This is a genomic window from Syntrophorhabdales bacterium (assembly GCA_035541455.1).
GTDB lineage: Bacteria > Desulfobacterota > Syntrophorhabdia > Syntrophorhabdales > WCHB1-27 > JADGQN01.
Map to the genome: position 1 here is coordinate 62,883 of DATKNH010000020.1, position 26,260 is coordinate 89,142.

At 54.5% G+C, this 26,260-nt stretch carries 25 protein-coding genes; 21 read left to right on the forward strand and 4 right to left on the reverse strand.

Translation table 11 applies throughout. The features are described from left to right. Positions 1–5: 5 nt before the first annotated feature. Together recD and VMT71_02490 are read left to right on the forward strand one after the other, a co-directional pair. Positions 6–1,856, forward strand: coding sequence for an exodeoxyribonuclease V subunit alpha (recD, locus tag VMT71_02485; GenBank protein HVN22810.1), 1,851 nt, complete (start codon positions 6–8; stop codon positions 1,854–1,856). A 121-nt stretch (positions 1,857–1,977) separates the two neighbouring features. Beyond that, entirely contained in the window at positions 1,978–2,265 is a 288-nt protein-coding gene (locus VMT71_02490; protein ID HVN22811.1) for a hypothetical protein, read from the forward strand. Between the two features lie 87 nt (positions 2,266–2,352). Here VMT71_02490 and VMT71_02495 read toward each other — a convergent pair whose 3' ends face one another. After that, a complete protein-coding gene (locus VMT71_02495) occupies positions 2,353–2,811 on the reverse strand; it encodes a putative molybdenum carrier protein (protein HVN22812.1) in 459 nt (152 codons plus the stop codon). Between the two features lie 211 nt (positions 2,812–3,022). On the opposite strand from VMT71_02495, the gene VMT71_02500 reads away from it, so the two are divergent. The 16 genes from VMT71_02500 to VMT71_02575 all read left to right on the forward strand — a co-directional run bounded on the left by VMT71_02500 (position 3,023) and on the right by VMT71_02575 (position 18,395). Continuing rightward, entirely contained in the window at positions 3,023–3,388 is a 366-nt protein-coding gene (locus tag VMT71_02500) for a hypothetical protein (protein ID HVN22813.1), read from the forward strand. A gap of 24 nt (positions 3,389–3,412) precedes the next feature. Continuing rightward, on the forward strand, positions 3,413–3,802 hold the full coding sequence (locus VMT71_02505; protein HVN22814.1) for a DoxX family protein: 390 nt from the start codon (positions 3,413–3,415) through the stop codon (positions 3,800–3,802). Between the two features lie 123 nt (positions 3,803–3,925). After that, on the forward strand, positions 3,926–4,468 hold the full coding sequence (locus VMT71_02510) for a cupin domain-containing protein (protein ID HVN22815.1): 543 nt from the start codon (positions 3,926–3,928) through the stop codon (positions 4,466–4,468). A 138-nt stretch (positions 4,469–4,606) separates the two neighbouring features. After that, positions 4,607–6,100 (forward strand): aldehyde dehydrogenase family protein, encoded by a 1,494-nt coding sequence (locus tag VMT71_02515; protein HVN22816.1) that lies wholly within the window; start codon positions 4,607–4,609, stop codon positions 6,098–6,100. Positions 6,101–6,201: 101 nt separating this feature from the next. Next, positions 6,202–7,434, forward strand: coding sequence for an amino acid ABC transporter substrate-binding protein (locus VMT71_02520; protein ID HVN22817.1), 1,233 nt, complete (start codon positions 6,202–6,204; stop codon positions 7,432–7,434). A 3-nt stretch (positions 7,435–7,437) separates the two neighbouring features. Beyond that, a complete protein-coding gene (locus tag VMT71_02525) occupies positions 7,438–8,307 on the forward strand; it encodes a branched-chain amino acid ABC transporter permease (GenBank protein HVN22818.1) in 870 nt (289 codons plus the stop codon). Continuing rightward, complete coding sequence (locus VMT71_02530; GenBank protein HVN22819.1) at positions 8,304–9,230, forward strand: branched-chain amino acid ABC transporter permease; 927 nt, start codon at positions 8,304–8,306, stop codon at positions 9,228–9,230. Before VMT71_02525 ends, VMT71_02530 begins: the two co-directional genes overlap by 4 nt. Then, entirely contained in the window at positions 9,227–9,955 is a 729-nt protein-coding gene (locus tag VMT71_02535; protein HVN22820.1) for an ABC transporter ATP-binding protein, read from the forward strand. The genes VMT71_02530 and VMT71_02535 overlap by 4 nt, the downstream gene beginning before the upstream one ends. Next, complete coding sequence (locus VMT71_02540; GenBank protein HVN22821.1) at positions 9,943–10,656, forward strand: ABC transporter ATP-binding protein; 714 nt, start codon at positions 9,943–9,945, stop codon at positions 10,654–10,656. Before VMT71_02535 ends, VMT71_02540 begins: the two co-directional genes overlap by 13 nt. Positions 10,657–10,725: 69 nt before the next feature. After that, the gene (locus VMT71_02545; protein HVN22822.1) at positions 10,726–11,205 is read left to right on the forward strand and encodes a (2Fe-2S)-binding protein; all 480 of its coding nucleotides are present in this window, start codon (positions 10,726–10,728) and stop codon (positions 11,203–11,205) included. Next, positions 11,168–12,007 (forward strand): FAD binding domain-containing protein, encoded by an 840-nt coding sequence (locus VMT71_02550; protein ID HVN22823.1) that lies wholly within the window; start codon positions 11,168–11,170, stop codon positions 12,005–12,007. The genes VMT71_02545 and VMT71_02550 overlap by 38 nt, the downstream gene beginning before the upstream one ends. 1 nt (position 12,008) lies before the next feature. Continuing rightward, positions 12,009–14,162, forward strand: coding sequence for a xanthine dehydrogenase family protein molybdopterin-binding subunit (locus VMT71_02555; GenBank protein ID HVN22824.1), 2,154 nt, complete (start codon positions 12,009–12,011; stop codon positions 14,160–14,162). Beyond that, the gene (locus VMT71_02560) at positions 14,159–15,316 is read left to right on the forward strand and encodes an amidohydrolase family protein (GenBank protein ID HVN22825.1); all 1,158 of its coding nucleotides are present in this window, start codon (positions 14,159–14,161) and stop codon (positions 15,314–15,316) included. The genes VMT71_02555 and VMT71_02560 overlap by 4 nt, the downstream gene beginning before the upstream one ends. Before the next feature lie 84 nt (positions 15,317–15,400). Continuing rightward, complete coding sequence (locus VMT71_02565) at positions 15,401–16,945, forward strand: 4Fe-4S binding protein (protein ID HVN22826.1); 1,545 nt, start codon at positions 15,401–15,403, stop codon at positions 16,943–16,945. 60 nt (positions 16,946–17,005) lie between these two features. Beyond that, complete coding sequence (locus VMT71_02570) at positions 17,006–17,833, forward strand: UPF0280 family protein (protein HVN22827.1); 828 nt, start codon at positions 17,006–17,008, stop codon at positions 17,831–17,833. Further along, entirely contained in the window at positions 17,823–18,395 is a 573-nt protein-coding gene (locus VMT71_02575) for an amino acid synthesis family protein (protein HVN22828.1), read from the forward strand. Before VMT71_02570 ends, VMT71_02575 begins: the two co-directional genes overlap by 11 nt. Before the next feature lie 56 nt (positions 18,396–18,451). On the opposite strand, the gene VMT71_02580 is transcribed toward VMT71_02575, so the two are convergent. Both VMT71_02580 and VMT71_02585 read right to left on the reverse strand, forming a co-directional pair. Beyond that, a complete protein-coding gene (locus VMT71_02580; protein HVN22829.1) occupies positions 18,452–19,564 on the reverse strand; it encodes an NAD(P)-dependent oxidoreductase in 1,113 nt (370 codons plus the stop codon). Between the two features lie 174 nt (positions 19,565–19,738). Beyond that, on the reverse strand, positions 19,739–20,707 hold the full coding sequence (locus VMT71_02585) for a nuclease-related domain-containing protein (protein HVN22830.1): 969 nt from the start codon (positions 20,705–20,707) through the stop codon (positions 19,739–19,741). Positions 20,708–20,917: 210 nt separating this feature from the next. Here VMT71_02585 and VMT71_02590 point away from each other — a divergent pair, with 210 nt between their 5' ends. The 3 genes from VMT71_02590 to VMT71_02600 all read left to right on the forward strand — a co-directional run bounded on the left by VMT71_02590 (position 20,918) and on the right by VMT71_02600 (position 23,490). Then, complete coding sequence (locus tag VMT71_02590; protein HVN22831.1) at positions 20,918–21,418, forward strand: cupin domain-containing protein; 501 nt, start codon at positions 20,918–20,920, stop codon at positions 21,416–21,418. Positions 21,419–21,507: 89 nt separating this feature from the next. Beyond that, positions 21,508–22,509, forward strand: a complete 1,002-nt coding sequence (locus VMT71_02595; protein ID HVN22832.1) for an MBL fold metallo-hydrolase — start codon at positions 21,508–21,510, stop codon at positions 22,507–22,509. 45 nt (positions 22,510–22,554) lie between these two features. Then, positions 22,555–23,490, forward strand: coding sequence for an NAD(P)-dependent oxidoreductase (locus VMT71_02600; protein ID HVN22833.1), 936 nt, complete (start codon positions 22,555–22,557; stop codon positions 23,488–23,490). Positions 23,491–23,683: 193 nt separating this feature from the next. Here VMT71_02600 and VMT71_02605 read toward each other — a convergent pair. Next, on the reverse strand, positions 23,684–26,260 hold a 2,577-nt coding region (locus VMT71_02605), incomplete at its 5' end, for a PAS domain S-box protein (protein ID HVN22834.1).

Here is a 26,260-nt window from a genome sequence, read left to right on the forward strand (position 1 = left end):
GCGTCATGAGCAGAGAAGATTCATATCAGCGGACAGAACACGCCGGCGTTCTTGACCTCCATTTCGCCGACTGGATGGTAAGGTTGTCGGCGGGCGTCTCTGCAGACGTTCTTGAAGACCTCCGCCTGGCGGCTGTACTTGCAAGTAATGCCGTGGGAAAGGGAAACGTGTGTGTGGCCCTGGCAGATTGGGCGGCAGAGCCCATCGGGAGCAGAGATGCCCTCGGCACTCACTCAACACACTACCCTAATCTCGCGAAGTGGGTGAAGAGCCTGAGCACAACGCCGGTTGTCGGGAGAGCGGGAGAATTCAAGCCGCTCATTCTAGATCGGAGTTATCGGCTGTACCTGCATCGCTACTGGGATTACGAGGGTGAGCTGGCGAGTGCGCTCCGTGCAAAAGCTCGAAGCCCGAAGAGGTCGATAAATGATGGGCTCATGGAAGACAGCCTTCGACGACTCTTCCCTGATAAACAAGGAGAAGAGTTAAACTGGCAGAGAATAGCCGCGCTGGCGGCAATGCAGAACGGCCTCACGATAATCTCTGGAGGTCCGGGAACAGGCAAAACATTTACCATGGCGAGAATTCTCGCGCTCATGGTGGAGCACGCACATGGTCAGAGGCCGGCCATTGCCCTGGCAGCGCCCACCGGCAAAGCAGCAGCCAAGCTGAGAGCAGTGATACAAGAGAGTAAGGCGGGCATCGATTGTTCGAATGATGTGAAAGCCCGGATACCGGAGGAGACATCGACGCTCCACCGTCTTCTGGGAGCACGTGGCAGAGCGAGCTTCAGGTTTAATAAAGATAATCCGCTCCCCTACGACGTAGTTGTGGTAGATGAGGCGTCGATGGTCGACCTTCCGCTCATGGCGAACTTGGCGAGTGCACTTAAGGAAGATGGCAGGCTTATCCTTCTCGGTGACAAGGAGCAGCTGGCATCGGTGGAGCCGGGAGCAGTCTTTGGCGACATCTGTGAGGCTGCGGGTGCCAATACGTTTTCTGCAGCATTCAGAAAACAGGTTCGGCGATTTATTACTCATGGACTTCCTGCGAACGAGCAGAACATCACACCGTTGGCTGGTTCAGCAGTGATGCTGGCGAGGAACTACCGCTTCGGCGGGCGGAGCGGCATAGGCGTGTTGAGCGATCTGATTAAGACGGGAGAGGGCAGGGCAGCTCTTGAGCTGCTCAAAGGCGCTACGTTCAAAGACATTTCGTGGCGGGAGGTCCCGTCGGCAGAGCGCCTGGCTCATGCATTGGAACAGAGCGTGCTTAAGTATCACTCCGGTTATCTGAGAGCGGATGAGCCCGCAGAAGCTTTCGCTCTCTTCAGCAGATTTCATATGCTCTGTGCACTTCGTGAAGGTCCTTACGGAGTTACGGCCATCAACCGTACAATCCAGGAACTGGCCGCCAGGCGTGGCCTGATGCGGCGGCAAGGCAGATGGTACCGAGGACAACCTCTTATGATAACCGCAAATGACTACAGGTTGAACCTCTTCAACGGAGATGTGGGCATTATTCTACAGGACCCGGAAACAGCGAGCCTGAGAGTTTTCTTCCCAACGGAAAAGAGTGCCTTCAAGAAAGTCCTTCCCGGCAGACTCACAGCCTACGAGGCAGCGCACGCTAGTACTGTTCACAAAAGCCAGGGATCCGAATTTGACCATGTCCTCCTTTTGCTGCCGGACAGACATTCCGAAGTCGTATCGAGAGAGCTCGTATACACTGCTGTGACACGGGCGAGAGACCGGGTTGACATCTGGGGTAGTGAAGAGGCCTTTATCGCGGCGGTTGCCCGGCGGACTCATCGGGTGTCGGGCTTGACGGATCGGCTGAGGGAGAACGGAGAGTGATCTCTGGCAGGGTATTTGCTGAGTCTTTCAACAAGGGTCCTGTCCAGAGATGCCGACTGAAGATGCAGAGGGCGTTGAGGAAGGGATGTGGCGTAGGCGGTGCTCCTGTGAGTGAGGCGAGATGCGAGATCTGCTCCATAACTTTTTAGTGCTATGCGGCGCCGCACTGGTGGCATTGAGGCTGTATCCCGCCAAACCAGGAGGGTGGATCTCAAGACTGTTCCTGGATGATGTCATACATGTGCGCATCGAAGAAGCCACTGTTTATGTGATCTCCTTCTTTGGCTTCACATCAAGCGCGTACCAGCAGTTGGCATCCAATTTCGACTCGCTGGCTCATGTATTAGCTACCTGCCTGCAGGCTGTGATGATAGGATTTGCTTTCTACCTGGTTACCCGCAAGATATAGCAGGTGGGTCTTTGCCGTCTCTCGCGGTGCACGCATGGATGATTCCTGCAACGTGATACACTCGACAGCTCAGCGCGGCCTATGTTCCTACGAAAAAGTGGCCTGCAGGATTTCAAATGTGGTGTCGTATATCAACGGGTCGCGCGATTTCCTGGGGCCTGCGACATTGAGCACCTCAATGTGATTTTCTGCCACCCAGGAACGCAGCATCTGCGTCGCCTCTCGTACGGTAAGTCTCTTCATATCGAGATGGAGCCAGGGTCGGTCGTGCTTTACGGCCATGGCTTGAGTATTGGCTGAGCCTTCAGTGAGACTGCCATGGGATATGATAAGTGTGCCGTCGGAATGGATGACGTTCTGTTCAGTTCTTTGAGGATAGCTCGCGGTGCGCGTCTCCTTGACCCGGTAGCGGCTTGGGATCGGCCCATCTTCTGCTTTTCTGCCTTTAGGGACAAATCCCCCGTGGGGAATGGCGCGTTGTATAGCAAAGTCCAAAGCCGCCCTGTCAGCGCCTGTCTGACCGCCGGAGACGATCTTTTTGAGCATGATTTACTTATACCACACTTCTGTGCGCGTCGCTGCAAAAGAGCAGACTATAAGACTATACTCGCGGAGCGAACTACGACGGTCTTTGAGGAGGGACAGGAAGCTGCCTGGCAGAGACTTGCCTGCCATGCTTGAAATCTATCACTGTAAGACCTAAATTTATCGCACAGTCGGCCGGTTAAAGCAGGCGAGCCTTTTCTTCGGAGAGCTTATGATAAAATCTATCGCCACAGGCGTCTGCGTGATGTGTCTCATTGTTCTTCTGTCCGCCTTTGTTTATGCACAGGAGAACGCGTGCAGGTTCGAAGTCACACCGACTACAATCCACTTTTTTGATGTCTGGGGCGGTAGGGCAGAAATCAGGGTTACGGCTTCGTCACCTGACTGCAGGTTCAGTGTGGAGACCAAATATCCGTGGATCAGCTTCAGCGCAACACAGGACGGAACGGAAGGAAAAGTGGTGGTCACCGCTGAGGGCAACAATAGCTTGACCCACAGGGTTGGCAGTGTTTTTGTTGATGGATGGGAAGTGAGCGTTATCCAGGCAGGGCCGCGGCGCGGTGGTGACAGCTCCTGATTGCGAATACACAGGGGGGAGATCATGGGGACTACGTATAATCTATTGGATTTGGCGGGGCGGATTCTCATTTCGGTGATGTTTCTGGAATCCGGCGCAGGCAAAATCCTGAAATACAATTCTACAGCTCACTACATGCAATCGCACGGCGTGCCGGCTATACTCCTGCCGCTGGTTATCGCGCTCGAGATAGTGGGGTCCATAGGCGTTATACTGGGATACAAGACCCGCCTGTTCGCTTTTCTACTGGCAGGCTTTTGTATCCTGGCCCCACTTCTATTTCACTCAAACGTTGCTGACCAGACGCAGTGGCTCATGTTCATGAAGGACATAGCGATTGCCGGAGGATTCCTGGCGGTCTGTGCGAGAGGCGCCGGTGATTTTAGCATGGACAAAAGAGCTGCACATCGCTGAGGAGCTCGTGTAGATAACACTGCAGCCGGGTACCCACTAACACCTTCCAATTTTTTGCTTGACAATATAATTTAATAAGTTAAAGATTACTTAATTCGCACCTCTCCCAGCAGAAATGATGTGATGGACATAGGCAAGAAAATAAGAGAATGCAGGCTGCAACGTAATCTCAACATACGCCAGCTTTCGGAACTGGTGGAATGCACCACGTCGCTTATATCTCAGGTTGAGAGGGGTAAGGCGGATCCTTCCATCTCCACTCTTAAGAAAATTGCGAAAGCGCTAAACGTGAACATAGTTGATTTTTTTATGGTCCGTCACAACAAGGAAGATGTGATTACCCGCCCGGATGAGCGTGTTGATATACAACTCCGCCGATGGGATACCAGGATACAGTCGCTCGTCAAGAGCGTGAACGGAAGGAAAATGCAACCGTTTTACACGGTCATACAACCGGGTGGCGGTTCACACGGCATGTATAGCCATGAGGGCGAGGAGTTCGGGATCGTGATCGAGGGAGAGATGGAACTCCTGCTCGATGACAAGGTTCATGTTGTGCGCAAAAATGAGAGTTTCTATTTTTCATCACACGTGCCCCACAACTGGAACAATAGAAGCAACAAAGACGCGGTAGTGATATGGGTCATCACCCCGCCGACGTTTTAAGAGACAGATTCAAAATTTACTTCGGGAGGCAATCGCTGACTGCCAGCGGCCGACGCAAAGTGAAGCGGTGAGGCGCCGAAGGGGTGCAGATACTTTTCGCTGAACGCTGATGTCTATGCAGTTAACAAGGAGGTAGGAATGGCACTTGTACCAGAGGTGGCGAAACACTACGGCAAATTAAAAAATTACATAGATGGCCAATGGGTGGAACCGGGGACCGGTCAGTATTTCGAGACGACCAATCCGGCGACCGATGAAGTCATAGCAGAGGCCCCGATTGCATCGCGTGGTGACGTTGAGGCAGCGATTAGTTCGGCGCATGAGGCGTTTAACAAATGGCGGAACGTGCCTTTCAGGGACAGGGCCAAGATGGTCTTCACCCTGCGCGAAAAAGTAGTGGAAAAGACAGAGTGGCTGTCCCGCATACTTGTGCAGGACCATGGCTGTACGATAGACGAAGCGCGCGGCACCAATGCGAGGATTGTTGAGAATATTGAAGCCGCGGGAAGTTCGATGTACAGCTACTACAGGGGCGAGCACGTAGAGCAGCTGGCCACCGGTATCGACTGCTATCAGATCCGCGAGCCCGTAGGCGTTTTTCTGATCATCACGCCCGGCAATATCCCGACGCATGCGTGGTCGTCCTTTGTGCCGTATGCCCTCGCGTGCGGCTGCACCGTCATTGTCAAGCCGAGCCGCCAGGACCCGCTTGCTGCAGATTCGGTGATGAAGGTGACCGACGAGATCGGCCTGCCGCCTGGCGTGGTCAACCTCGTGCACATGGGCCCTGAGCGGGAATTGAACAAAGTCATACTCTCTGACCCGAGAGTGAAGGGTGTGGGGCTCATCGGGTCCACCAGAGTCGCGAAAGAGCTTTTCGAGTTGTGTGGACACTACGGGAAACGCTCGTCGCTCAATGGTAATGGCAAAAATTACATTGTGGTGATGCCGGACGCTCCTGTTGATAATGCGGTCAACTATCTCCTGCGAGGCTGTTTTGGCATGTCGGGTCAGCGCTGCCTTGGTTCCGACAATGTTGCGGTGATAGGGGATGACCGGCGCTACACCGAAGTCAGAGACGCTTTTGTCGCTGCATCAAAAGCGATGAAGATGGGCTACGGTCTGGACGAAACGGTGGAATTGGGACCATTGACCACCCTTCAGGGGAAGGAGAAAGTGGAGCTCTTCATCGAGTCCGGCATCAAAGCAGGAGCAAAGCTTACACTCGATGGCCGTCTCACAAAGGCCAAGGGCTACGAGAAAGGTTACTTTATTGCGCCCACCATCTTCGAGAATGTAACGCCGGACATGGACCCTCTGGGGAAAGAGGAGGCATTCGGCCCGCTCGCCAACCTGATGCGTCCAAAAGACCTGGATGAGGTGATTGGCTGGATGAATAGCACCAACTACGGTCACTCTGCGTGTATCGTGACCGAGAGCGGGAAGGCCGCGCGCAAGTTTATAAGAGAGTGCGAAGTAGGCAACGTCGGCGTCAACGCCGGCATCCCACAGCCCTACTCCTTCTTCGGTCTCGGTTCAAAGAAGGACTCCTTTCTCGGTATGTCAAAATCGCGAATGGATTCAATAAAACTTTTTCTTGACGAAAAGACAGTCACGTTGCGGTGGGTGTAGGTGAGACAGGTTCAAGGCTTCAGGCTCAAGGCTACGGATATCAACTCAGGAAATGGACTAAAAATGGAGAGGCAACAAAAAACAGATATAGGGAGGTTTTTATGAGGTACGTGAAAGCATTACTCTTTATCGGCATTGTTGCAGGGTTTCTGGTGCCAAGTGTCTTGTGTGCCCAAAGCGCCAAATTCAGGATCGGGTGTGAGCTTCCCCTCACGGGCGTCTTTGGCAAGGATGGCAACCTGGTCAAAGACGCGTATACCTTCTGGGCAGACACAATAAATGCCACCGGCGGCATCAACGTAAAAGGGAAGAAGTACCCGGTGGAGATAGTTTTCTTTGATGACAAGAGTGATAAGGCTGAAAGCGCTAAGCTGGTGGAACGCATGGCAACAGTGGAAAAGGTAGATCTTATCCTTGGGGGATTCGGCAGTGATTCCGTATTTGCGGCCACACCTATCTCGGAAAAATACAAATATCCCATGATTTCCGGAGGCGCGAGCTCAAATAAGCTCTTCGAAAGAGGGTTTAAATACTATTTCTCGACGCTCGGCAAGGCGACCGAAGAGGTGAGGGGATGCGTAGAGATCGCCACCATCCTCAATCCAAAACCGAAAACGGCCGCCATCATCGGTGCGGACGTGCTCTTCTCCGCCCTTGCGTGCGAGGGTTACAGATCGTACCTGAAGAAGGCGGGAATAGAAGAGGTTTACTGGGAACTCTTTCCTATAAGTCTTGACGACTACAATTCCATGATGTTCAAGGTTAAGGCGAAAAATCCCGACATGGTACTGGTCGGCTCTCACCTGAAGGTCGCCCTGAGCGTGATGAAGTCATTAAAGGAAGTCGACTTTGCGCCGAAACTGGTTGCGTTCAGCTACGGCCCGACCGTTCCTGACTTTGTAAAGTCGCTGGGTAAGGATGCGGAATATGTGGTTGCTGCTGCCGAGTGGGCGCCCAACATGCCGTACAAGGATGCTGTTTTTGGTACCGCAAAACAGCTTAACGACAACTACTTTAAAAGATTCCAGAGATATCCCGATTATGTGGAAGTCGCGTCAATCGGCGGTGCTCTCGTTCAGCAATGGTGCATCGAGAAACTGGGACTGGTACCGCCGCTGAAAGAGGCCGACCGGGTGAAACTCATGGAAGAATTACACAACGGCGACTGGAACACTGTGTATGGTCGCATCAAGTTCGGTGCCGACGGCGCCAATGTTGACCATCCTCCCATCGCGGTTCAAGTCCAGAACGGGAAACTGACGACAGTTTTTCCTAAGGACGCTGCTGAACAGCCGGTGATGTACCCGGCAAAGCCCTGGAAGGAGAGAAAGTAACAGATGTCGCTCTTTGTTCAGGCCCTTGTCACGGGCCTTCTCATGGGGGGTGTCTACGCCGCGTATTCCAGCGGGTTCTCGCTTATCTTCGGCGTTATGAACATCGTTAACATCTTTCATGGCGAACTGATAATGATCGGCGCCTTCAGCACGTACTGGATGTTCTCGCTGTATAACATCGACCCTTTTCTCGCGCTACCGGTATCCATCGTGAGCGTTGGGGTTATAGGCTATATCGTTCAGAGAGTGCTCATCAACCGCGTGGTGGAGGCGCCACCCATGATTTCCTATCTCTGTACCTTCGGCGTCCATTTGATTCTTTCGAATCTCGCCCTGCTCCTCTGGAGCGCTGATTTCCGGACTGTCACCACGTCCTATTCCGGTGTAGGCTTTGGTGTGGGACCGATCACCATACCTATCGCCCGACTGGTGACATTTCTGATCGCAATAGCAACCACATTCGGTCTTTACCTCTTTCTGGAAAAGGCGCGTTTCGGCAAGGCAATACGGGCGGCAAGCCAGGACAAGGAGATGGCTCGACTTCTCGGCATCGACATCAAAAAGGTCTATGCCCTCACGTTTGGGCTCGGCGCGGCAATTACGGGATTGGCAGGCGGGCTTCTCTCGACCTATTTCGTCATCTATCCCCAGATGGGTCTTCCGTATACCATTATCGCTTTCTGTGTGGTTGTGCTTGGTGGGATGGGGTACATACCTGGTGCGCTTCTCGGGGGGCTCCTCCTCGGTATCTTACAGTCCCTGACCGCAACCTACCTCAACTCCGGACTATCCGTCGCCATCACTTTCATCCTCCTTTTTATCATCCTCATTGCGAAACCGCAGGGAATTGTCGGAAAGGGGATTGTGGAATGAGGATAAAGAACTGGGCAGGCCCCGTCATCTTTTTTGCGTTGCTCTTTGTGCCGCTTCTCAGTCCGGAGGGCTACTACTACCGGACGCTCTGCATGATCTTCCTGTGGGTAGGTCTTGCTTCTGCCTGGAACCTCACGTCGGGCTTCACCGGCTACATCGATTTCGGCGCCGTGGGTTATTTCGGGATAGGTAACTATGCGACCGCGTTATTCATGACAAGAGCCAACGTCCCTTTTTTCCTGAGCATCGTGATCAGCGGCATCCTGTCGGGCTTGATTGCGATTTTCATTGGCCGCTACACCATGAAGCTGCGAGGAGCCTACTTCGGGATAGCGACGCTTGCCTTCGCCGAAGCGGCAAAGCAGATCGTCCTCGAGTTTGACCGGACGTTCAAGGTGCGCTTTTTCGAGGGAAGCCACGGTATAACGCTTCCTATAGCCCATAACGAAGTATTTTTCTACTACACATTCCTGGTTGCGGTCAGTACGGTTGTCTTTCTTGTATTCGTCATCAACCGGAGTAAGTTCGGCTATGCACTGAAGGCCATCAAAGAAGCGGAGGATTCTGCTGAATTGGCAGGTATCAATACACGCAGGTACAAAGTCTCTGTTTATTCGCTCACGGCGTTCTTGATCGGGATCTTCGGCGGTATTAACGCCTACTGGTCGACTTACATCAGCCCGCTCGATGTCTTCAGTGTGCTCCATACAATCAACATGATCATCATGGCGCTCTTTGGCGGTACCGGCACAGTCATGGGCCCGGTCGTGGGCGCGTTTGTGCTCAGCGTCGCCAACGAGGTGATCGGCTCGAGGCTGCTCTACACGTGGCTGCTCACGCTCGGTGTGATTTTGCTGGTGGTGGTCGTTTTTCTTCCCCGCGGCATTACAGGATCACTGTCGCTGAAGAGGTTTAAGAGATGAGTGTGCTGTCTGTACAGAATCTTACCAAATCATTCGGCGCGCTAAGGGCACTGCAGGACGTGACGTTCGAGGTCCGCGAGGGGGACGTGCTCGGGATAATAGGTCCGAATGGTGCGGGGAAGACAACGCTGTTCAATGTGATTGTCGGCATTTACCGGCCGGATAAGGGTGATATCGTCTATCGTGGCCGGAGCATACGGAATTTACTACCCCACCGCGTGTGCCGCTTGGGTATCACCAAAACATCCCAGATCGTACATCCCTTTCTGACGCTGAGCGTGAGGGAGAACGTGCTGGTCGCCCTCATGTTCGGACGGAACTTAAGCCGCAGAGAGTCTGAGCCAAAGGCCGACGAGATAATGGAATTTCTCAATATTGCAGACGTCAAGGACATGCCGTCTACTGCGATATCACTTCAGAAGAGGAGGAGGCTTGAACTGGCGAGGGCTCTGGGAACCGGTGCTGAAGTCATCCTGATGGACGAGAATCTTGCGGGACTCAACCCCAAGGAACTCGAAGAGGGAATGAACATAATACGGGAATTGAAGAAACGCGGCAAGATACTGATCATCGTGGAGCATATCATGCAGGCGATCATCGGAGTGTGTGAACGTTTGGTCGTTTTGAGCTACGGCCAGAAGATAGCCGAGGGGAAGCCGCTTGACGTTTGCAACGACGAACGGGTTGTCACCGCCTATCTGGGAGAGAAGATATGCTCTCAGTAAAACATCTGAACGCCTATTATGGCGACGTTCAAGTCCTGTTTGATGTTGAGGTCTTGATCGGCGATGGCGAACTGGTATCGATAATCGGGCCCAACAGTGCGGGTAAGTCGACATTGCTCAAGGGCATTCTCGGCCTTGTGAAAGTGAACGGAAGTGACGACGGGGAGGCAGAGATATCTTTCAATGGAACAGACCTTGGGAGCCTTCGGACGGAACGCATCATAGCACAGGGCATTTCCATCGTACCTGAAGGAGCGCGTGTATTTCCGGAGATGAGTGTCTATGACAATCTTTTTCTCGGCAGCTATACGAAAATGGAGCATTCATCTCAGACACTCGAGGAAGTCTACAAAATGTTTCCACGGCTGAGCGAGCGTAAGACGCAGAAAGCAAAGACATTAAGTGGCGGAGAGCGGCAGATGCTCTGCATTGGAAGGGCTCTGATGAGCAACCCCAAACTTATCTTTTTCGATGAGCCGTCCCTGGGGCTCCAGCCATCCATCGTGCTGCAAATATTCGATATAATAAAAAAGATTCATGAAAAAGGAGTTGCTATTCTCCTGGTCGAGCAGAATGTGAACCAGACCCTGACGATCACAGAAAGGACCTATGTGCTGGAACACGGCAGAATCGTGCTTCAGGGTCGGAGCGCAGACTTACTCACCACGGACCATATACGGAAATCGTATCTGGCGATATGAATAGAACAACTGAATGGTTGAGTTTGTTGAGCAGTCGATTTGTAAACCTGTAAACATGGAAACTGAGGCGTGAAAACTCTCAAGTTCACACTCAATGGAAAAGCAGTCAGGGCCGAAGTGGAAGACCACGAGCTGTTGCTCGCCACACTGCGGGAGCGCTTTTCCCTCACCAGCGTGAAAGAGGGCTGCTCAATAGGCGAGTGTGGTGTCTGTACGGTGCTCATCGACAACGAGCCCTGTTACTCCTGCTTGACGCTATCAAGTAAAGTGGATGGCCGCGATGTGAAGACCATAGAGTTCCTTGGGGACGAACAGATGCTCCATCCGCTTCAGGAAACCTTCATTACCCACGGTGCGGTCCAGTGCGGTTTCTGCACACCGGCGATGCTGCTTGTCGGCTACAGTCTGCTGTTGAGGAAAGAGGATCCGAGTATGGAGGAGATCCGGGAGGCCATGAGCGGCACGTTATGCCGCTGCACAGGATACACCCAGATCGTCGAGGCGATAAAAGATGCTGCCCCGTTTCTTGAGCATTCTGCCAAAAAGTAAGCAGGAAGCGCTCGTCACTCTCGCGGATACTGATGGCGCGGCAGTAGTCGCGGGCGGGACCGACCTCATGGTTCGGATGAAGAAGGGCGAATCACACAAGTACCTAATCGACATTTCAGGATTAAAAGAACTATGGGGCGCAAACATCCTTGACGGTCGCATCAACATAGGGTCCGTTACTTCTTTTCGGGCGCTCAGCATGGACCCTCTCGTCTCTACTTTGGCGCCAGCGCTCTCCCAGGCTGCATCGTGGATCGGCTCTCCGCAGATCCGTAGCATGGCCACCATTGGTGGCAATATTGTGAATGCTTCGCCAGCTGCCGACACAATCCCGCCCTTGCTCGTACACGATGCCAGGGTCGTGCTGGAGTCGCGCGATCAAGTACGTGCGGAGCGGCTGGAGGATTTCATCACCGGACCTTACAAGACGGCCATCTCTTCGAAGGAGATACTCTCTGCTCTGCGCATTGAGCAATTGGACGGCTACACGGAGGGCTACAGGCGCATTGCCAAACGGGCGGCCTGGGCAATATCGCGTCTCGGTGTTGCGTGGGCTATATCGGAAAGCGATAACACCTTTACTGATGTCCGGCTCGCGATAGGCAGTTGCACGCCCGCGCCATTCAGAGCAAGGAACGTTGAACTATTCCTCATCGGCAAGAAGCGAGAGGCTCCGGTCATCAGGGAAGCAGTATCCCTCTGCCTTTCAGAAATTCGCCGTATCAGCGGAGAACGGCCCTCCTTCGCCTATAAGCTGCCTGTTGTCCGCGATCTTCTTGGCTTACTGTTGGGAGGCAGATGAGATGTTTGTAGGCAGGGGCCTGACCAAAGTAGATGCTGCTGTGAAGGTCGCAGGTAAAGCCGCATTCTCGTACGATCTGAAATCCGATGAGATGCTCTTCGCTTGCGTTTTCAGGAGCGAGCGCCCTCACGCCCGGATAGAACGCATCGACACACAGGCAGCGCTGGAGTTGCCTGGCGTGCTCCGCATTCTCAGCGCTTCTGACATTCCCGGCCAGAATGCCTACGGCGCCATACGGAAGGATCAACCCTTTCTGGCGGACGGGATTGTCCGCTTTGTCGGAGAGCCCATCCTGCTGGTGATAGCTCAAAATGAGGAGATCGCCCGGCGCGCCGCCGGACTCATCAAAGTGGAGTACAGGGAGATTCAGGCCATACTCACTTGCGCACAGGCTGCTGAGTCTCCCGTACAGGTACGCGAAGAAGGCAGGCTGCTTGCATTCAGAACATTGCGCAAAGGGGATATCGACAGGGGTTTTGCCGACGCAGATATAGTAGTCGAGCACACGTATACCACGCAGTGGGTCGATCACGCCTTCATGGAGACGGAGGCGGGTCTTGCCTATCCTGATGACGAGGGGCGCATAGTCATACGCTCCTCCACACAGAACGTTCACTACAAGCGCTCTGAAGTTGCGCGAATGCTCGGTCTGCCTGAAGAGCGCGTGCGTGTACTGCAGGCGACCACGGGCGGAGGCTTCGGCGGCAAACTGGATGTCACGGTCGAGGGATTCCTGGGGCTTGCTGTGTATCACGTGAAGCAGCCGGTCATGATGCGTTTCACGAGAGAAGAGAGCTTTTTGTCAAATACGAAAAGGCACCCGCTCTGGATCGAATATAAGACGGGCTTTCGCAAAGACGGATCGATCACAGCGGTCAGGGCAAACATAACAGGGGATACGGGCCCGTATGCCTCTTACGGTGAAACTGTCTGTCTCAGGGCAGCGGTGCACGCGACAGGGCCGTACGAAGTCCCGCACGTCCATGCCGAAAGCCGGATGTTTTTCACGAACAATCCGGTATCGGGTGCGATGCGGGGCTTCGGCATACCACAGATGGCCTTTGCCCACGAATCACAGCTGGATGAAGCGGCCTCCCTGCTGGGGATGGATCCGCTGGACATCCGTATGAGGAACGCACTCAGGAAAGGATCATTGACCGCGACATCACAGGTGCTCGCGGGGAGCGCAGGTCTTCTGGAGACCCTCAAACAGGTGGAACCTTTCTGGCGACAACGTCGTAAGAAGAGACAGGGGAACGGATTCGGCCTGGGCTGTATGTATTACGGCATCGGGAATACTGGCATACCGAATCCCGCAGGGGCCAGTGTGGAACTCGCGGAAGATGGGAGCGTAATTCTCCACACGGGTGCCTGTGATATAGGGCAGGGCTCAGATACTGTGCTGCTCCAGATACTGCTCGATACCATCGATGTAGAACCGCGCCATGTGAAGCTTGACCGGGGCGACACCGCCACATCGCAGGATGCGGGCTCCACGTCTGCCAGCCGCCAGACTTACATCTCCGGCAACGCGGTTCATGAGGCAGGGCTTAAACTCCGTGCCTGCCTGAAGCAACACGGTTTCTATCGGGGCAAGTCGCTCGCAGAGATTTACCGGATGGCAAAAGACGAAGTGCCGCTCCGTTTCGATGGTTACTTTGACCCGCCTGCGTCTGGTATAGATAAAGAGACATCTCAGGGCGTGCCGTATGTGACGTACGCTTTTGCCACGCACATGGCGGAGGTCGAGGTTGATGAGGCTACGGGCGCCTGTTACGTTAAAAAGGTCCATGCATCCCACGACGTGGGTAAAGCGGTTAATCCCCTGCTGATAAAGGGGCAGATCCAGGGCGGCATTGCGATGGGCATCGGCTTTGCCCTGATGGAGGAATTCATCCCCGGCAAGACCACATCCTTCGACACGTATTACCTGCCGACTTCGATGGACATGCCCGACATAGAGGTGATGCTGGTTGAAGACGCGGAACCCACGGGTCCATTTGGTGCGAAGGGCGTGGGGGAGCCGGCACTCATTCCGCAAGCGGCAAGTATCATCAATGCGATAACGGATGCGACAGGGGTCGGTGTTTATGAGTTGCCCTGCGATATTGAACGGCTTAAAATTCTCTTGGAGAAAAGAAAGGAGAGAAAATGAAGAGCTTGGTAATCAAAAATGTCGGCACGCTCTTTACGGGAGATATCAACGATCCTATACGACAGGGGCCGCTGTCCATCCTCGTTGAGGACGGCAGAATAAAATCCGTTGAGAAGGATGGAGCCCTGACAGGCGAAAAGATCATCAATGTGCAGGGCATGACTGTGTGCCCAGGCCTTATCGATTCTCACACACATCCGGTATTTGGCGATTTTACTCCGCGCCAGAATCAGGTGGGTTTCATAGAGAGCAGCCTTCACGGGGGCGTGACCGCGATGATATCAGCCGGTGAGGTCCATCTGCCGGGCCGGCCCAAAGACCGCCAGGGCACCAAAGCGCTTGCGCTGCTCGCTTATAAATCTTTCTCCGGCGCGCGCCCCGCGGGGGTCAAGGTCTATGGCGGCGCGTTGATTCTGGAGAAGGGATTGATCGAATCTGATTTCAAAGAGCTTGCAGAAGAGGGTGTATGGCTGGTTGGTGAGATAGGGCTGGGAAGCGTGAAGACAGCTACTGAGGCCCGGGAAATGGTGGACTGGGCAAAGAAGTATGGCATGAAGGTTCTCATGCACGTGGGCGGGACCTCTATCCCGGGGAGTTCGACGGTGACGTGCGATGACGTGCTTGTGGCGCAGCCCACGGTTGTGTGCCATCTGAACGGAGGACCCACAAGCATTGCGATGGCGGAGGCTCTCCGAGTGATTGAGAATACGGAATGTGCGATTGAGCTCGTGCATTGCGGAAACCCCAAGAGCGCGCGGGAAATAGCTGGGTATATGAAAGAGAAGAACATGCTCTCCCGCCTGATCATGGGCAATGATGCACCGTCGGGTACCGGCGTCATACCCCTTGGTATGTGGCGCATGATCAATTTCATATCGTCCCTGTGCGACATCCCGGCGGAGCAGGCGGTCTGCTGCGCCACCGGTAACACCACAGCGGTGTTCGAGCTGGCCCACGGCATTATAAAGCATGGAGATGCGGCCGACCTTCAGGTGATTGACGCGCCTATGGGTTCAGCGGGCAAAGACGCCAAGGAGGCCATCGAACTCGGAGATATACCCGGCGTAGCCATGGTCATGATCGACGGTGCAGTGAAGACCGAAGTGAGCCGCAACACACCGCCGCCCGTGCGGAAGATAACGTACGAGAACTGATTGTCGCGAGTTCCGAGTTTCGAGTTGACCAATACATGTAACCCGCAACTCGGAACGCGTGAACTGAACGCTGGAGTTTGACGCATGAAAATCGATCTTGACAAATGTAAAGGCTGCGGCATCTGCGAAGAAGTCTGCCCCCTGGAGGTCATCACGACACAGGAGAAAAAGGCGCGCATAAGTGACGGCTGCGTGGAATGCAAGACATGCATGAGGGTCTGCCCGGAAGATGCGGTACAGCCCGAAACAGGCGATGATAAGCCTGTGTGCGTGGCCTGCCCGATTACCTGTCGCATTCCGGAAGGGACATACGGTGCGTGCAGGCGCTATTTCAACAGGGCCGGGGTCATCGAAAGAAAGGGTAGGGTGCATACCTACGAAGAAGTGCAGAGCCTGGTCGAGGCTGCGGATGAGCGTCTCCTGGCACGGCCGTTACTCACCGGCATCGGGTCTGGCACCACCTATCCCGACTTCAGACCATCTCCCTTCATAGTCACTGGCGTGCGCGAGGGCGTGGATATTGTCACTGTGGTAACTGAAGCGCCGCTAAGCTATAGCGGTGTTAAGATAAAGGTGGACACCGACCTCTACCTTGGCCAGGAAACCAAGAAGGTCTACGTAAAGAGGAAGGGCAAGCGCTATGTAGGCCATCTCTGCACGGAGGAGTATGGCTCGAAAATTTTTTCCATGGGTGGCGTTAACACATGGACTTCTAAAGACGGCCAGTTTGCAGCCCGCACCATCCATGAGTTTCTGCAGGGTAAATGGATCACCGTGGAGATCGAAGATGGCCCCAAAGTGGAACTTGCGCTGGGTAAACCACCCAGGGTAGACGGGAACGAGGTGGAACGGATGAGAGTGGGTTGCGGCAGTGCAGTGTCCGGCCTGTTCGCGCCTTACATGGCCAAGGCGGCTGACGAGGTCATTGTGCTGGACGGCCATATCACCGGCCTCTTCAGCGAGCACGCTGCGGGAAGATTCATCGGCAAGACGAGATCAGGCATCATGATTTGCGGCCAGAAAAGCACAGATGGCCGTTATTTTCTGAACAAGGGCACAGGATGGGGCGGCACCGACATCCAGAGCCCTCTGGATGTGATACGAGAGGTGGACAAGGAGCGCATGGGCGAGGGCTCGACCCTCCTGGTAACCGAGACTACAGGCAGGCTTTATGGATTCTATCGCATGAAGAACGGCCAATTCGTCGAAGAGACTACGAGCCCGGAGGCTGCGGAATTCATTGAGGTCTTAAAAGACTCATGCGAACCATCCACAGTCAGTGCGGTCTTCGCTGCAGGTGTCGGCGGCTCTGCTCGCGCAGGGGTCACGAGGAATCCGATCCGGCTTACGAGGGCGGTACATGAAGGAAAGGTCTCGATAACTATCGGTGGGGCAAGGCCGTTCATATTTCCCGGCGGCGGCATCAACTTCATCGTGGATGTGGGAAAAATCAAGTACGGGAGCATCTACCTCTCGCCGACACCGTCCTTTGTCATTCCCGTGGAATACACGATGCGCGTGGAGACGCTCCGTGAGATTGGCGGTCACATCGAGGCAGTGCAGCCGGTGGGAGAAGTGCTTAAGAGGCTAGGGTTGGAGGCGTCGCAGTTCCCCGGGTCTAAGCACTAAAAATCAAACGGGCACAGGAATAATGAATTTATTTCCAGAACCCTTGACGCCTTGATTCGTATGCTCTTAGATATCGGTCCTGCAACAATCGTAATCAACGGCGAGAAAGAAGGAAAGCCATACATCTTTGATAGGAAGCCGCTTGCTGAGCAGGTCGAAAGGATCCTGGCGGAGATACGAGATTATCTGCCGGTACTGAAACAAAAGGCGTTCAGAATCAGGAGGAGCGATTCTTTACCGCCTGTTGCACGTAGCATGGTCAGCGCAGTGAAGGCTGTCGACGAGGCATCATTGACGCCTATGGCGGCGGTAGCGGGCGCAGTTGCAGAGCAACTGAAAGATGCAATTTCGGATAAAGGCCTGCAATTCATCTCGGTGAATAACGGCGGTGATATAGCGATAGTCAACAGGCGCGGCAGGCCCGTGGGTATAGCGATCGGCGATATGGAGCAGGGCAGAACAACTCCATACGTCGTTAAAGTGAGCGAACTGATCGATTTCGGCGTTGCGACCAGCGGCTTCGGTGGTCGCAGCTTCACTCTCGGATTGGCCGATATTGTCACCGTGGTTGCCTCGTCGGCTCCTCTTGCCGATGCTGCAGCGACGTTCATCGGCAACAGCACCAACGTGGAGGCGAACACAGTAGAAAGACGCAGGGCGGCAGAGATTGATCCTGCAACAGACATTGCCGACGAGATGGTCACGGTTCACGTGGGTAATCTCACCGGGGAACAGGTAGCCGGCGCGCTTGGCCGGGGCAGGGCCGTTGCAGAGCGGCTCAAGAGACAGGGCACCATCAGTGATGCGGTAATTATCCTCAAAGGGCAAATGGTCAGCACCATAAGCGGGAACGGGAACATACGTCTGGAGGTGACGCATGGAAATTAGAAAGATCGTGACGGTTGTTGAAGATATTCTGTACGATGGCGGCAAGAAGATCGAGAAGCCGGTTCGGAAGGTGGCTGCCCTGGCAGTCATCAAGAATCCGTATGCGGGCAAATTCCAGGAAGATCTTGCAAGCCTTATCGACAACGGCGAAACACTCGGGAAGATTCTCGGAGAGAGGGCAGTTGCTGCGCTTGAAGGAAGAAAACCTGAGAGCTATGGCAAGGCGGCCATTGTGGGAGAGCAGGGAGAGTACGAACACGCGGCTGCGCTGCTGCATCCTAAACTGGGCACGCCCCTTCGAGCCGCTGTGGGTGGGGGAAAGGCCATCATTCCATCTGTGAAGAAGATCGGCAGGATGGGCGACGAGATCGATGTGCCTCTTCACTATAAAGACGCGGCCTTCGTCCGGTCACACTTCGACGGAATGACGGTCTCGATCAACGACGCGCCAAAAGCGGACGAGATTGTTGTGGTGATCGCAGTCACCGATGGTGGAAGACCGCATCCGAGGGTGGGAGGATTGACGAAGTCTGAAGCTAAAGGCGAGGATGGTCTGCGCTGACCGCGTTCATTGTGTTTGCCGGGTGCGGAGAAAGAGGCTTCGCCGACAAGGCGGGGTCACGGCCTATTGACCCAACCTTCCGGCTCTTGCCCCTTGAGCACCCGCGCAATATTTTGAAGTACGGCACGCGATTCTTCCAGCATAAACTCAGGGGCGCCGCCTGCATTATGGGTTGACCAGACAACCGTATCGAGGGTGAGAAGAGGACTGTCGGCAGGGACCGGCTCCCACCGGTAGACGTCGAGTGCAGCACCGGCTATTCTTTTCTCGCTGAGGATTCTGTAAAGCCCCCTTTCGTCGACCAGCCCGCCGCGTGCTATGTTGACAAAACAGGCGCCCGGCTTCATGTGGGTGAGGACGTCATACGTGATCATCCTCTCTGTCTGAGGGCCATACGGTACGTGAATAGAGATGAAATCACACCCCTCCATCAAGTGGATGAGGTCAGGCACGTACCGAGCACCTGTTGAACATTCGATGTCTCTGGCAGCCCTGTTTCTTTGAAAATACCTGATCTTCATCCCGAGCGCGTGAGCCCGCCAGGCCACCTGCTGACCATTCTCTCCAAAGCCGATGAGCCCGAGTGTCTTACCGGAGAGCAGCTGGATATGTGGAACCTTCCCCCAATTGAAGAGAACCTTGGGAGGCCCCTCAGACCTTGATCCGTCGTTGGCGTCACGGCGAGCTAAAGCTGCATGATGTGCCTTCACGATATTGCGGGCTAAGGCCAGGAGCATAAGAATCACGTGTTCCGCAACCGAGATGGTACTCAGGCGAAGAAGGTTAGCCACAGGTATTCCCATTTCTCTTGCAGCCACGGTATCAATGTCCCTGTAGTCGGAGCCGAATTTCTGAATGAGCTTGAGACGGCCCCTCCATCTCTCGAGCATGTCACGCGTGATCACTGCGCGTTCCACGACCAGAAAGTCAGCATCTCTTCCCAACTCTCCCAACCTCTCTTCATCTTCGCAGATCACGCCCCTGATATCTTCAGGAAGGCCGATGGTTGTCTTGAGATTCTTCAAGTAGTCGACCGGCCCACGTATATCTTCTCCGAAGAAATAGTGAAGGGCCCTTTCCGCCTGCGGCGCCACTGTCCTGTTGAGAGCAGTTTCCATTAGTCGGAAGAGCGTATCCTCCTCGGCAAAAACAACGGTCGAACCAGCCATCTGTCCTCCTCCCGCAGGACGCCTCGGTTATGTCGTGCTCACCAGATCATCTACCATAACCGTTTAGAACGCAACATTTCAACAGCGCAAATAAAAAGACAGCAAACGCGGAAAGATTCCCTTTCGCCGGGGATATTTTACATCTTGTGGGTGAAAATTTGTTCGACAGCCGGATCAGTGACCGGAGGCCTTGTCCAGGCGCCCCATAGGGCCAATCCTGGCAAGAACCTCTGATGGCCTCTGCTGCTTTGGTGCTTCCTGCCTGCACGTTATCGGGGCTACATCCCTGCACGCCTGCTCGAGAATGTTGCTTATTTTTTGGATGAGATCTCTTGACAGCCTGGCAGAACTCCATTGGTTGACAATAAAGTTGCAATCACCTCTGCCGTTGAGTACGAGCACGTCACCGCGTCTTGCCCTTTCCACATACCATCCGGGGACTACAAGAACCGGCTGCACCGGCACGGCTTCGCCCGTGATCTCACACAGCTGCCGTGAGAGCCATTTCGCCTGTCTCCTTGCCTGGTCGAGGTAGTCAGTCGTTATGCGATCAGGGAACCTCAACGTGCGACCATCGTAGACGACCGTGACACTTCCCGTGACAGGCTTTGAACGCCCCTTGGTCTCAACAGCGAAGACACCGTTGTGCCCTACGAGCACATGGTCGATATTGAAACCTTGACCAGGGACATCGTGATAAACGCGATAGCCTTCGCTCATGAGGTTGTTCAGTTCCTGGCCAACTGCCATCTCACAGTCAAGACCGAGACGATACGCCTGTCTTTGTGTCAGCAATCCGCATATCTTGTGACCGTAGTAGACGGTAGAGGCTACGCCGAGAAGAGCATAGATAACCCACGTCTGTCGGGCCTCTGCTGCAGCCCCAAAATAGCGCAGCGAAAGATACGAAGAGTAGAGAAGGAGCGGCATAACGGCCATCATGACTGTATGACACTCGAGGTCGAGAGTGAGATCCTCAGTTTGTTTAATGAGAAACTGGCCTGGCGACCGGAGCAGATTTCGTGTCAGCGGGGACCGGACATTTATTCTTCTAGAGCCGTGCCAGCAAAATAGTCCGTAAAGGATCAGGACATTGCCAAGAAAGACAAACAAAGGTATGAGCCCGCTGAGAATGGATACCATGGTGTTGGCCCTCCCTCTCTCTTTATCGGCAGTGTGCTCTGATAAATAAGTTATCAAGAACACAATGTGGCCCATAGGCGCTTCTGAAAGAGAAAGCATGGAGCCTTGTTATTGCGATTTCGAGGGAAGGGCGGTAACATTTCAAAACGTGCGAGCATCGTTCCGAATCGTGTTTTACTGCGGCACGCGTCAAAGATGAAGGAGAGACTGATGAAAAGAGTATCCTTTCTATGCACTTTCTTCGCTCTATGTGTTCTTTGTCCAGCTCTCTTCGGCCAGGGAGAGAAAAGCGGAACAGAAAAAAATAGAGAAGCACAGGCCAGTACCGATATCATGAAGTACGTGCGTAAAGTTGATTTCGCCGCAATCGAGAGGAGCAGACCCGGAGATCGCATCACTCAGGTGCTCTTCGATCGCAGCTCGGGTGCGAAGACCTGCAGAATCGAATGCATCAAGACACCTGCCGGTGGCGGTTCTCCCGAAGGCCTTCACACGCACCTGGTCGACCAGATCTTTTATATCCTCAAGGGCACCATGACCGTCGAGATCAACGGCATCGAATATGAGGCCGGCCCCGGAACGCTGGTTATTTTCCCGGCTGGCGTAGCGCACCGCAACTGGAATAGAGGCAGCGAGCCGACCGTACACCTGTCATTCATTGTGCCAATGCCTCAGTCTGATCTGCCTTTTGCCACGCGGGTGAAGCCTTGACCTGAATTCCTTGTGCAATTCCCTTTTGATGTTGACAAAAAGGCCACGTCTGGTATCCTGAAATCAACAATCCTTCAAGGAGGTCACCAATGACCCAACTCACCCGACGTCAGATGCTCATCGGCACTGCTGCAGCAGCGTGTGCTTCGGTTATGTCATTCGCCACACCAGGACCATCAGGCGCTTCCGCTCCGGCCACAGGCAAGCAGGCGCCCGGTATCTACCGCTACAAGGTCGGCAGCATCGAGGTGACCGTGGTCACCGACGGCGTCAACCGGATGCCCATCCCCGACGGTTTTGTCTTGAATGCCAGCAGGGACGAGATCAATGCCGCGCTTATTTCTGCGTTTTTGGAAAAGGATCTATTCGTCGGTCCGTATAATCCGGTTGTGGTCAACACAGGCGCAAAGCTTGCAATCATCGACACCGGGAATGGGGAGGCTGCCTACGCGACCAGTAAAGGCGCCAATGGCCAATTGCTGATGAACCTTGCCGCGGCGGGCATTGATGCCAAGGCGATCGATGCTGTGATCATTTCACACTATCACACAGATCACCTCAATGGCGTGCTTAGGGCTGACAATTCGCTGGCCTTTCCTAATGCGGAAATTCTGGTGCCTGCACCCGAACATGCATACTGGATGGATGACATAGAGATGAGTCGGGCTCCCACGCCCCGCATCCAGGGCCTGTTCAAGAACGCGCGCCGTGTAATGCAAGGTGAGGTGCTCAAGCATCTTCGGACGTATGAGTGGGGCCAGGAGGTTATCCCTGGTATCACCGCGGTGGGTACACCAGGCCATTCGCCCGGCCATACCTGTCATATCATTGCATCCGGCACGAGCAAGGTCTATGTCCAGGGAGACATCACGAATACACCCTTTCTGTTTGTGCGCAACCCCGGATGGCACGCCTTCTTCGATCACGATCCGGTAAAGGCTGAAGCTCAACGCCGTAAGGTCTACGACATGCTGGTGGCGGAGAAAATGCTGGTGCAGGCTTTTCATTACCCGTTCCCGTCGCTTGCCCATGTGGAGAAGACCGCAAGCGGCTATCGGGAAACCCCGGCGCCCTGGAATCCGATACTTTAGGGCGGACGTATGGAACCCCGGGAGGTTTTGTAAGGGAGGAGGGAGATGCGGATCCTGGTTGTGGGTGGTGCGGGTGAGATAGGCAAGTACCTGGTGAAGGATCTTTTTAAACGGGGGCATGAAGTAACTGTGCTCGACAGGGCTCCGCATCCCGAAACAACACATGAGGATGTACCTTATACGTACATCCAGGGAACAATTTCAGACGCAACCACGACCATGGAGGCTGTCCGCGGAAAGGATGTGGTCATCCACCTTGCCTGGAGCTTTGCTGATGACGCGCAAACGATTTTTGGCGAGGATATCAAAGGACACATTAACCTGCTGGAGGCTGCGTCTTCCTCTAAGGTAAAAAGCTTTATCTACACATCGACAGCCACAGTATACGGCCGTGCCGCGGTCCATCCTGTCACGGAGTCTCATCCGTGCCTCATCAATGATGCCCGCAAGCCTCTCTACGCTCTTGGGAAATACACGGCCGAAGAGCTCTGCACATTCTATTACACCAAGCACGATCTCCCTGTTACGATCTTCAGATTCTGGTGGGCATTCGGGGATAGCATAGCAGGCAGTCACCTGAGAGATCTGGTGAGAAAAGCCATCAACCATCAGGCTATTGAGATGGTTCGGGGTGCTGGGGGTGCCTTCCTCACTATGTCTGATCTCACGAAGGCAATGATCCTCGCCATGGAGCAGCGAGCCGCGGCAGGCCAGGTCTATAACCTTGGCAGTCTGTTCTTGACGTGGGAGGAGATCGGAATGACCATAAAGAAACTTACCGGGTCTGATTCTCCTCTCAAACTCGTGCCCTCAGCGGAATGGCAGGGACCGGCCTTCCTTAACGAAGTCTGGGATCTCGATTGGAGTAAGGCGCAGCGTGAGCTCGGGTACATCCCAGGTAGTTCTGTTGAGGAGATGACGTCGCAGTTCAGCCAGGCCCTCCGAGTATACGCAGACACGGTAGAGAAGGAACGTACGTAGAACGCAAGGCCCTCTCAGTCCTCAAAATGTTCCTTTGCCAATGTGAAGGCCAACAACTCGCGGGATAGCCAATATAGGAAGCGCGACAATTAGAGGGCAGGTGAGGGCGGTACGTAGTCAGCTACAACGTTTCGACTGGCGGCTTTTCCTTGCGTCCGGCATTGCTATCGAGAAGCAGTAATGTCGTAGAAGGTCAGGCTCCTGCTGCCTTCTCGTCCAGCACCCTCCGCACCGTCTCTGCCAGTTCCTTCCTCACCACGGGTTTCATAACGAAGGCAGAGATACCCGCCTTTTGTGCCGCCTCAGCCGACACCGTTTCGCTGTAGCCCGTGCAGAGGATGATGGGCAGCTTATTGCGAACTTTAAGCATCTTTCTTGCTAGCGTTAGTCCTGTCATATCGGGCATAGTCTGGTCGGTGATAATAAGATCGAACTGCGAGGGGTTTTCAATAAAGAGACTCCAGGCATCCTTTGGGTGTTGAGCGACGGTCACCTGATACCCGAGGCTTTCAAGCATAACCCGCGCCATCTCCACAAGCAGTTCCTCGTCATCGACAAAGAGTATCCGCTCGGTGCCGGCGGGAAGTGCGGAGGCCGTTGCCTCTTTCTTCCTGGAGTCAGGCCTCTGTACCTGGGGCAAGAAGACCTCGAAGGTCGATCCCTGTCCTGGCTCGCTTTGCACCGTGACGGTTCCTTTGTGATCCTTGACCAACCCGTAGACAACCGCAAGACCCATGCCGGTGCCCTCTCCTGGCTTTTTGGTGGTAAAGAAAGGCTCGAATATCCTCTGGCGCACCTCTTTGGTCATGCCAACGCCGGTGTCCTGCATTGTCAGCTTCACATAGGTGCCAGGCTCCATATCGGGATCGGGAAGGACATTCTGATGAGGGAACGTGACTGAAGAGACGCCTATCGTGAGTTGCCCTCCATGCTCCCGCATGGCGTGGGCCGCATTGGTGGCGAGGTTCATAAGTATTTGCTGCACCTGGGTGGGGTTCGCAACAACATAATCGTCCCCCGTAGTGATAGCAAGGTTCATCCGGATCGTACTCGGCAGGGATGACCTGAGCAGCGCGTGAGTCTCCTTCATCAGGGGGGTCAGGCTGATCTCTTTTCGCTGCTCTTCCCTCTTACGGCTGAAAGCCAGAATCTGCTTGACGAGATCCCTGCCTCTGAAACCGGCTTTCAATACGTTCTCCATCTTGCGCTTTGCATCCGGATTCTCGGCAACGTCATCCAGCACCATCTCCGTGAAACCAATGATAGCGGCAAGTATATTGTTGAAGTCATGGGCGATGCCACCGGCTAGGGTGCCAATGGCCTGCATCTTGTGCGCCTGACGGAGCTGCTCTTCGATCCGCTCTCGATCTTGCGTCTCCTTCAGCAACTTGGCATAGGCTTCCTGCACCTCTTTCGTCCGTTCCTCGACCCGTAGTTCAAGTTCGTCACGCGACCGGCGCAGAGCCTCTTCAGCCTGCTTGCGCTCGGTAATGTCAACCAGGGCGTGGATCGCACCGCGCGGATTTCCTCCCTCGTCCCGCAGAGGCGTACCGTAACCCGCCACGTGACGGATCGCACCGTCATCAAAGACGAGACTAAACTCAAAGTCCTGCACGGGGAAGCCGCGAGCGGCCCGTTGCGCGGGCAGTTCTTCGTTGGTTAATTCCCGTCCGTCTTTGAAGGCTTTGAAGTTGCGGGGCCTGACTACGTCCGGCGCACTAAGCGAGGTCTCGGCTCCCCTGGGAAGCCCTAGCAGATCGACTGCTGCCCGATTAGCCGTGAGATGCAGGCAGTCGGGGTCATGGGCAATAAAGACAGGTATCGGCGCTGCGTCGAGGACGGCCTCAAGTTCCTCTGCCCGCTCACGTTCACGGCGTTCGCTCTCACGCAGGGCCTCTTCGGCCTGCTTCCGCTCCGTGATGTCAAACGCCGTACCGATGATAGCCGGTCTGCCGTTCAGTTCAATCCTCTCAGGGGAAAAATCCAACCACCGCGCTTCCCCGCTCTTCGTCAGCATCATAAATTCGTAATGGCTGGGAACAGGCTCTCCCGCAAGGCGTTTCCTTGCCCGTTCCATGACCTCATCACGAAACGAGGGGTGAATCATTTTGGAGAAATCCATCGAGAGGATTTCGTCCATACGGTAGCCGCTCAGCTCTGCGAGATAGGGATTGGCATAGATGAACCTGCCTCCCTGGATGATGCCGAAGATGGCGCGGGCATTTTCTGAAACCGCACGGAATTTCTCCTCGCTCTCCCGTAACGCCTCCTGGGCCTGCTTGCGGTCTGCAATCTCGGCCCGCAGTTCGAAGGTCCGCCCCTCGACTTTGCTTTCGAGGTCCTGACGCGCCGTCTCACGTTCTTTCTCGAATTGCTTGCGGTCGGTGATGTCGGTCAGGATCGCACGGATGGCCTTAGCCCCATTACGGAGTGCGACGATGCTCTCAAGCTGCGCGTGAAAGAATCGATCTCCTTCTTCTTTTCGCTTCAGCAGCAGTTCGCAGGTCTGCTTTGAGTCGGAGCTAAGTACCTGCTGCCTGTGGAGGTAGAATACATCCCGAGACTCAGGTGCGATGAAGGCAGAGAAGGGTTTCTTGATGAGGAAGCCCCGCTCGACGCCCAGGAGATGGGCAGCGGTCAGATTGAGTTCGGAGACAACGCCTTTTTCATCAAGGGTCAGGTAGCCGACAGGGGCATAGTCGTAGAGGTCGATGTAGCGCGACCGCGATTCTTCCAGTTCTTCCTGGGATCTTCGAAGCTCATCGTTCTG

Coding starts and splice junctions, on each gene's coding strand:
- VMT71_02595 (HVN22832.1), top strand. CDS start 21,508: ATGACCCAACTCACCCGACGTCAGATGCTCATCGGCACTGCTGCAGCA.
- VMT71_02550 (HVN22823.1), top strand. CDS start 11,168: ATGCTGCCCCGTTTCTTGAGCATTCTGCCAAAAAGTAAGCAGGAAGCG.
- VMT71_02500 (HVN22813.1), top strand. CDS start 3,023: ATGATAAAATCTATCGCCACAGGCGTCTGCGTGATGTGTCTCATTGTT.
- VMT71_02510 (HVN22815.1), top strand. CDS start 3,926: ATGGACATAGGCAAGAAAATAAGAGAATGCAGGCTGCAACGTAATCTC.
- VMT71_02515 (HVN22816.1), top strand. CDS start 4,607: ATGGCACTTGTACCAGAGGTGGCGAAACACTACGGCAAATTAAAAAAT.
- VMT71_02540 (HVN22821.1), top strand. CDS start 9,943: ATGCTCTCAGTAAAACATCTGAACGCCTATTATGGCGACGTTCAAGTC.
- VMT71_02565 (HVN22826.1), top strand. CDS start 15,401: ATGAAAATCGATCTTGACAAATGTAAAGGCTGCGGCATCTGCGAAGAA.
- VMT71_02535 (HVN22820.1), top strand. CDS start 9,227: ATGAGTGTGCTGTCTGTACAGAATCTTACCAAATCATTCGGCGCGCTA.
- VMT71_02600 (HVN22833.1), top strand. CDS start 22,555: ATGCGGATCCTGGTTGTGGGTGGTGCGGGTGAGATAGGCAAGTACCTG.
- VMT71_02560 (HVN22825.1), top strand. CDS start 14,159: ATGAAGAGCTTGGTAATCAAAAATGTCGGCACGCTCTTTACGGGAGAT.
- VMT71_02580 (HVN22829.1), bottom strand. CDS start 19,564: ATGGCTGGTTCGACCGTTGTTTTTGCCGAGGAGGATACGCTCTTCCGA.
- VMT71_02525 (HVN22818.1), top strand. CDS start 7,438: ATGTCGCTCTTTGTTCAGGCCCTTGTCACGGGCCTTCTCATGGGGGGT.
- VMT71_02570 (HVN22827.1), top strand. CDS start 17,006: ATGCTCTTAGATATCGGTCCTGCAACAATCGTAATCAACGGCGAGAAA.
- VMT71_02575 (HVN22828.1), top strand. CDS start 17,823: ATGGAAATTAGAAAGATCGTGACGGTTGTTGAAGATATTCTGTACGAT.
- VMT71_02505 (HVN22814.1), top strand. CDS start 3,413: ATGGGGACTACGTATAATCTATTGGATTTGGCGGGGCGGATTCTCATT.
- recD (HVN22810.1), top strand. CDS start 6: ATGAGCAGAGAAGATTCATATCAGCGGACAGAACACGCCGGCGTTCTT.
- VMT71_02585 (HVN22830.1), bottom strand. CDS start 20,707: ATGGTATCCATTCTCAGCGGGCTCATACCTTTGTTTGTCTTTCTTGGC.
- VMT71_02530 (HVN22819.1), top strand. CDS start 8,304: ATGAGGATAAAGAACTGGGCAGGCCCCGTCATCTTTTTTGCGTTGCTC.
- VMT71_02555 (HVN22824.1), top strand. CDS start 12,009: ATGTTTGTAGGCAGGGGCCTGACCAAAGTAGATGCTGCTGTGAAGGTC.
- VMT71_02490 (HVN22811.1), top strand. CDS start 1,978: ATGCGAGATCTGCTCCATAACTTTTTAGTGCTATGCGGCGCCGCACTG.
- VMT71_02590 (HVN22831.1), top strand. CDS start 20,918: ATGAAAAGAGTATCCTTTCTATGCACTTTCTTCGCTCTATGTGTTCTT.
- VMT71_02495 (HVN22812.1), bottom strand. CDS start 2,811: ATGCTCAAAAAGATCGTCTCCGGCGGTCAGACAGGCGCTGACAGGGCG.
- VMT71_02520 (HVN22817.1), top strand. CDS start 6,202: ATGAGGTACGTGAAAGCATTACTCTTTATCGGCATTGTTGCAGGGTTT.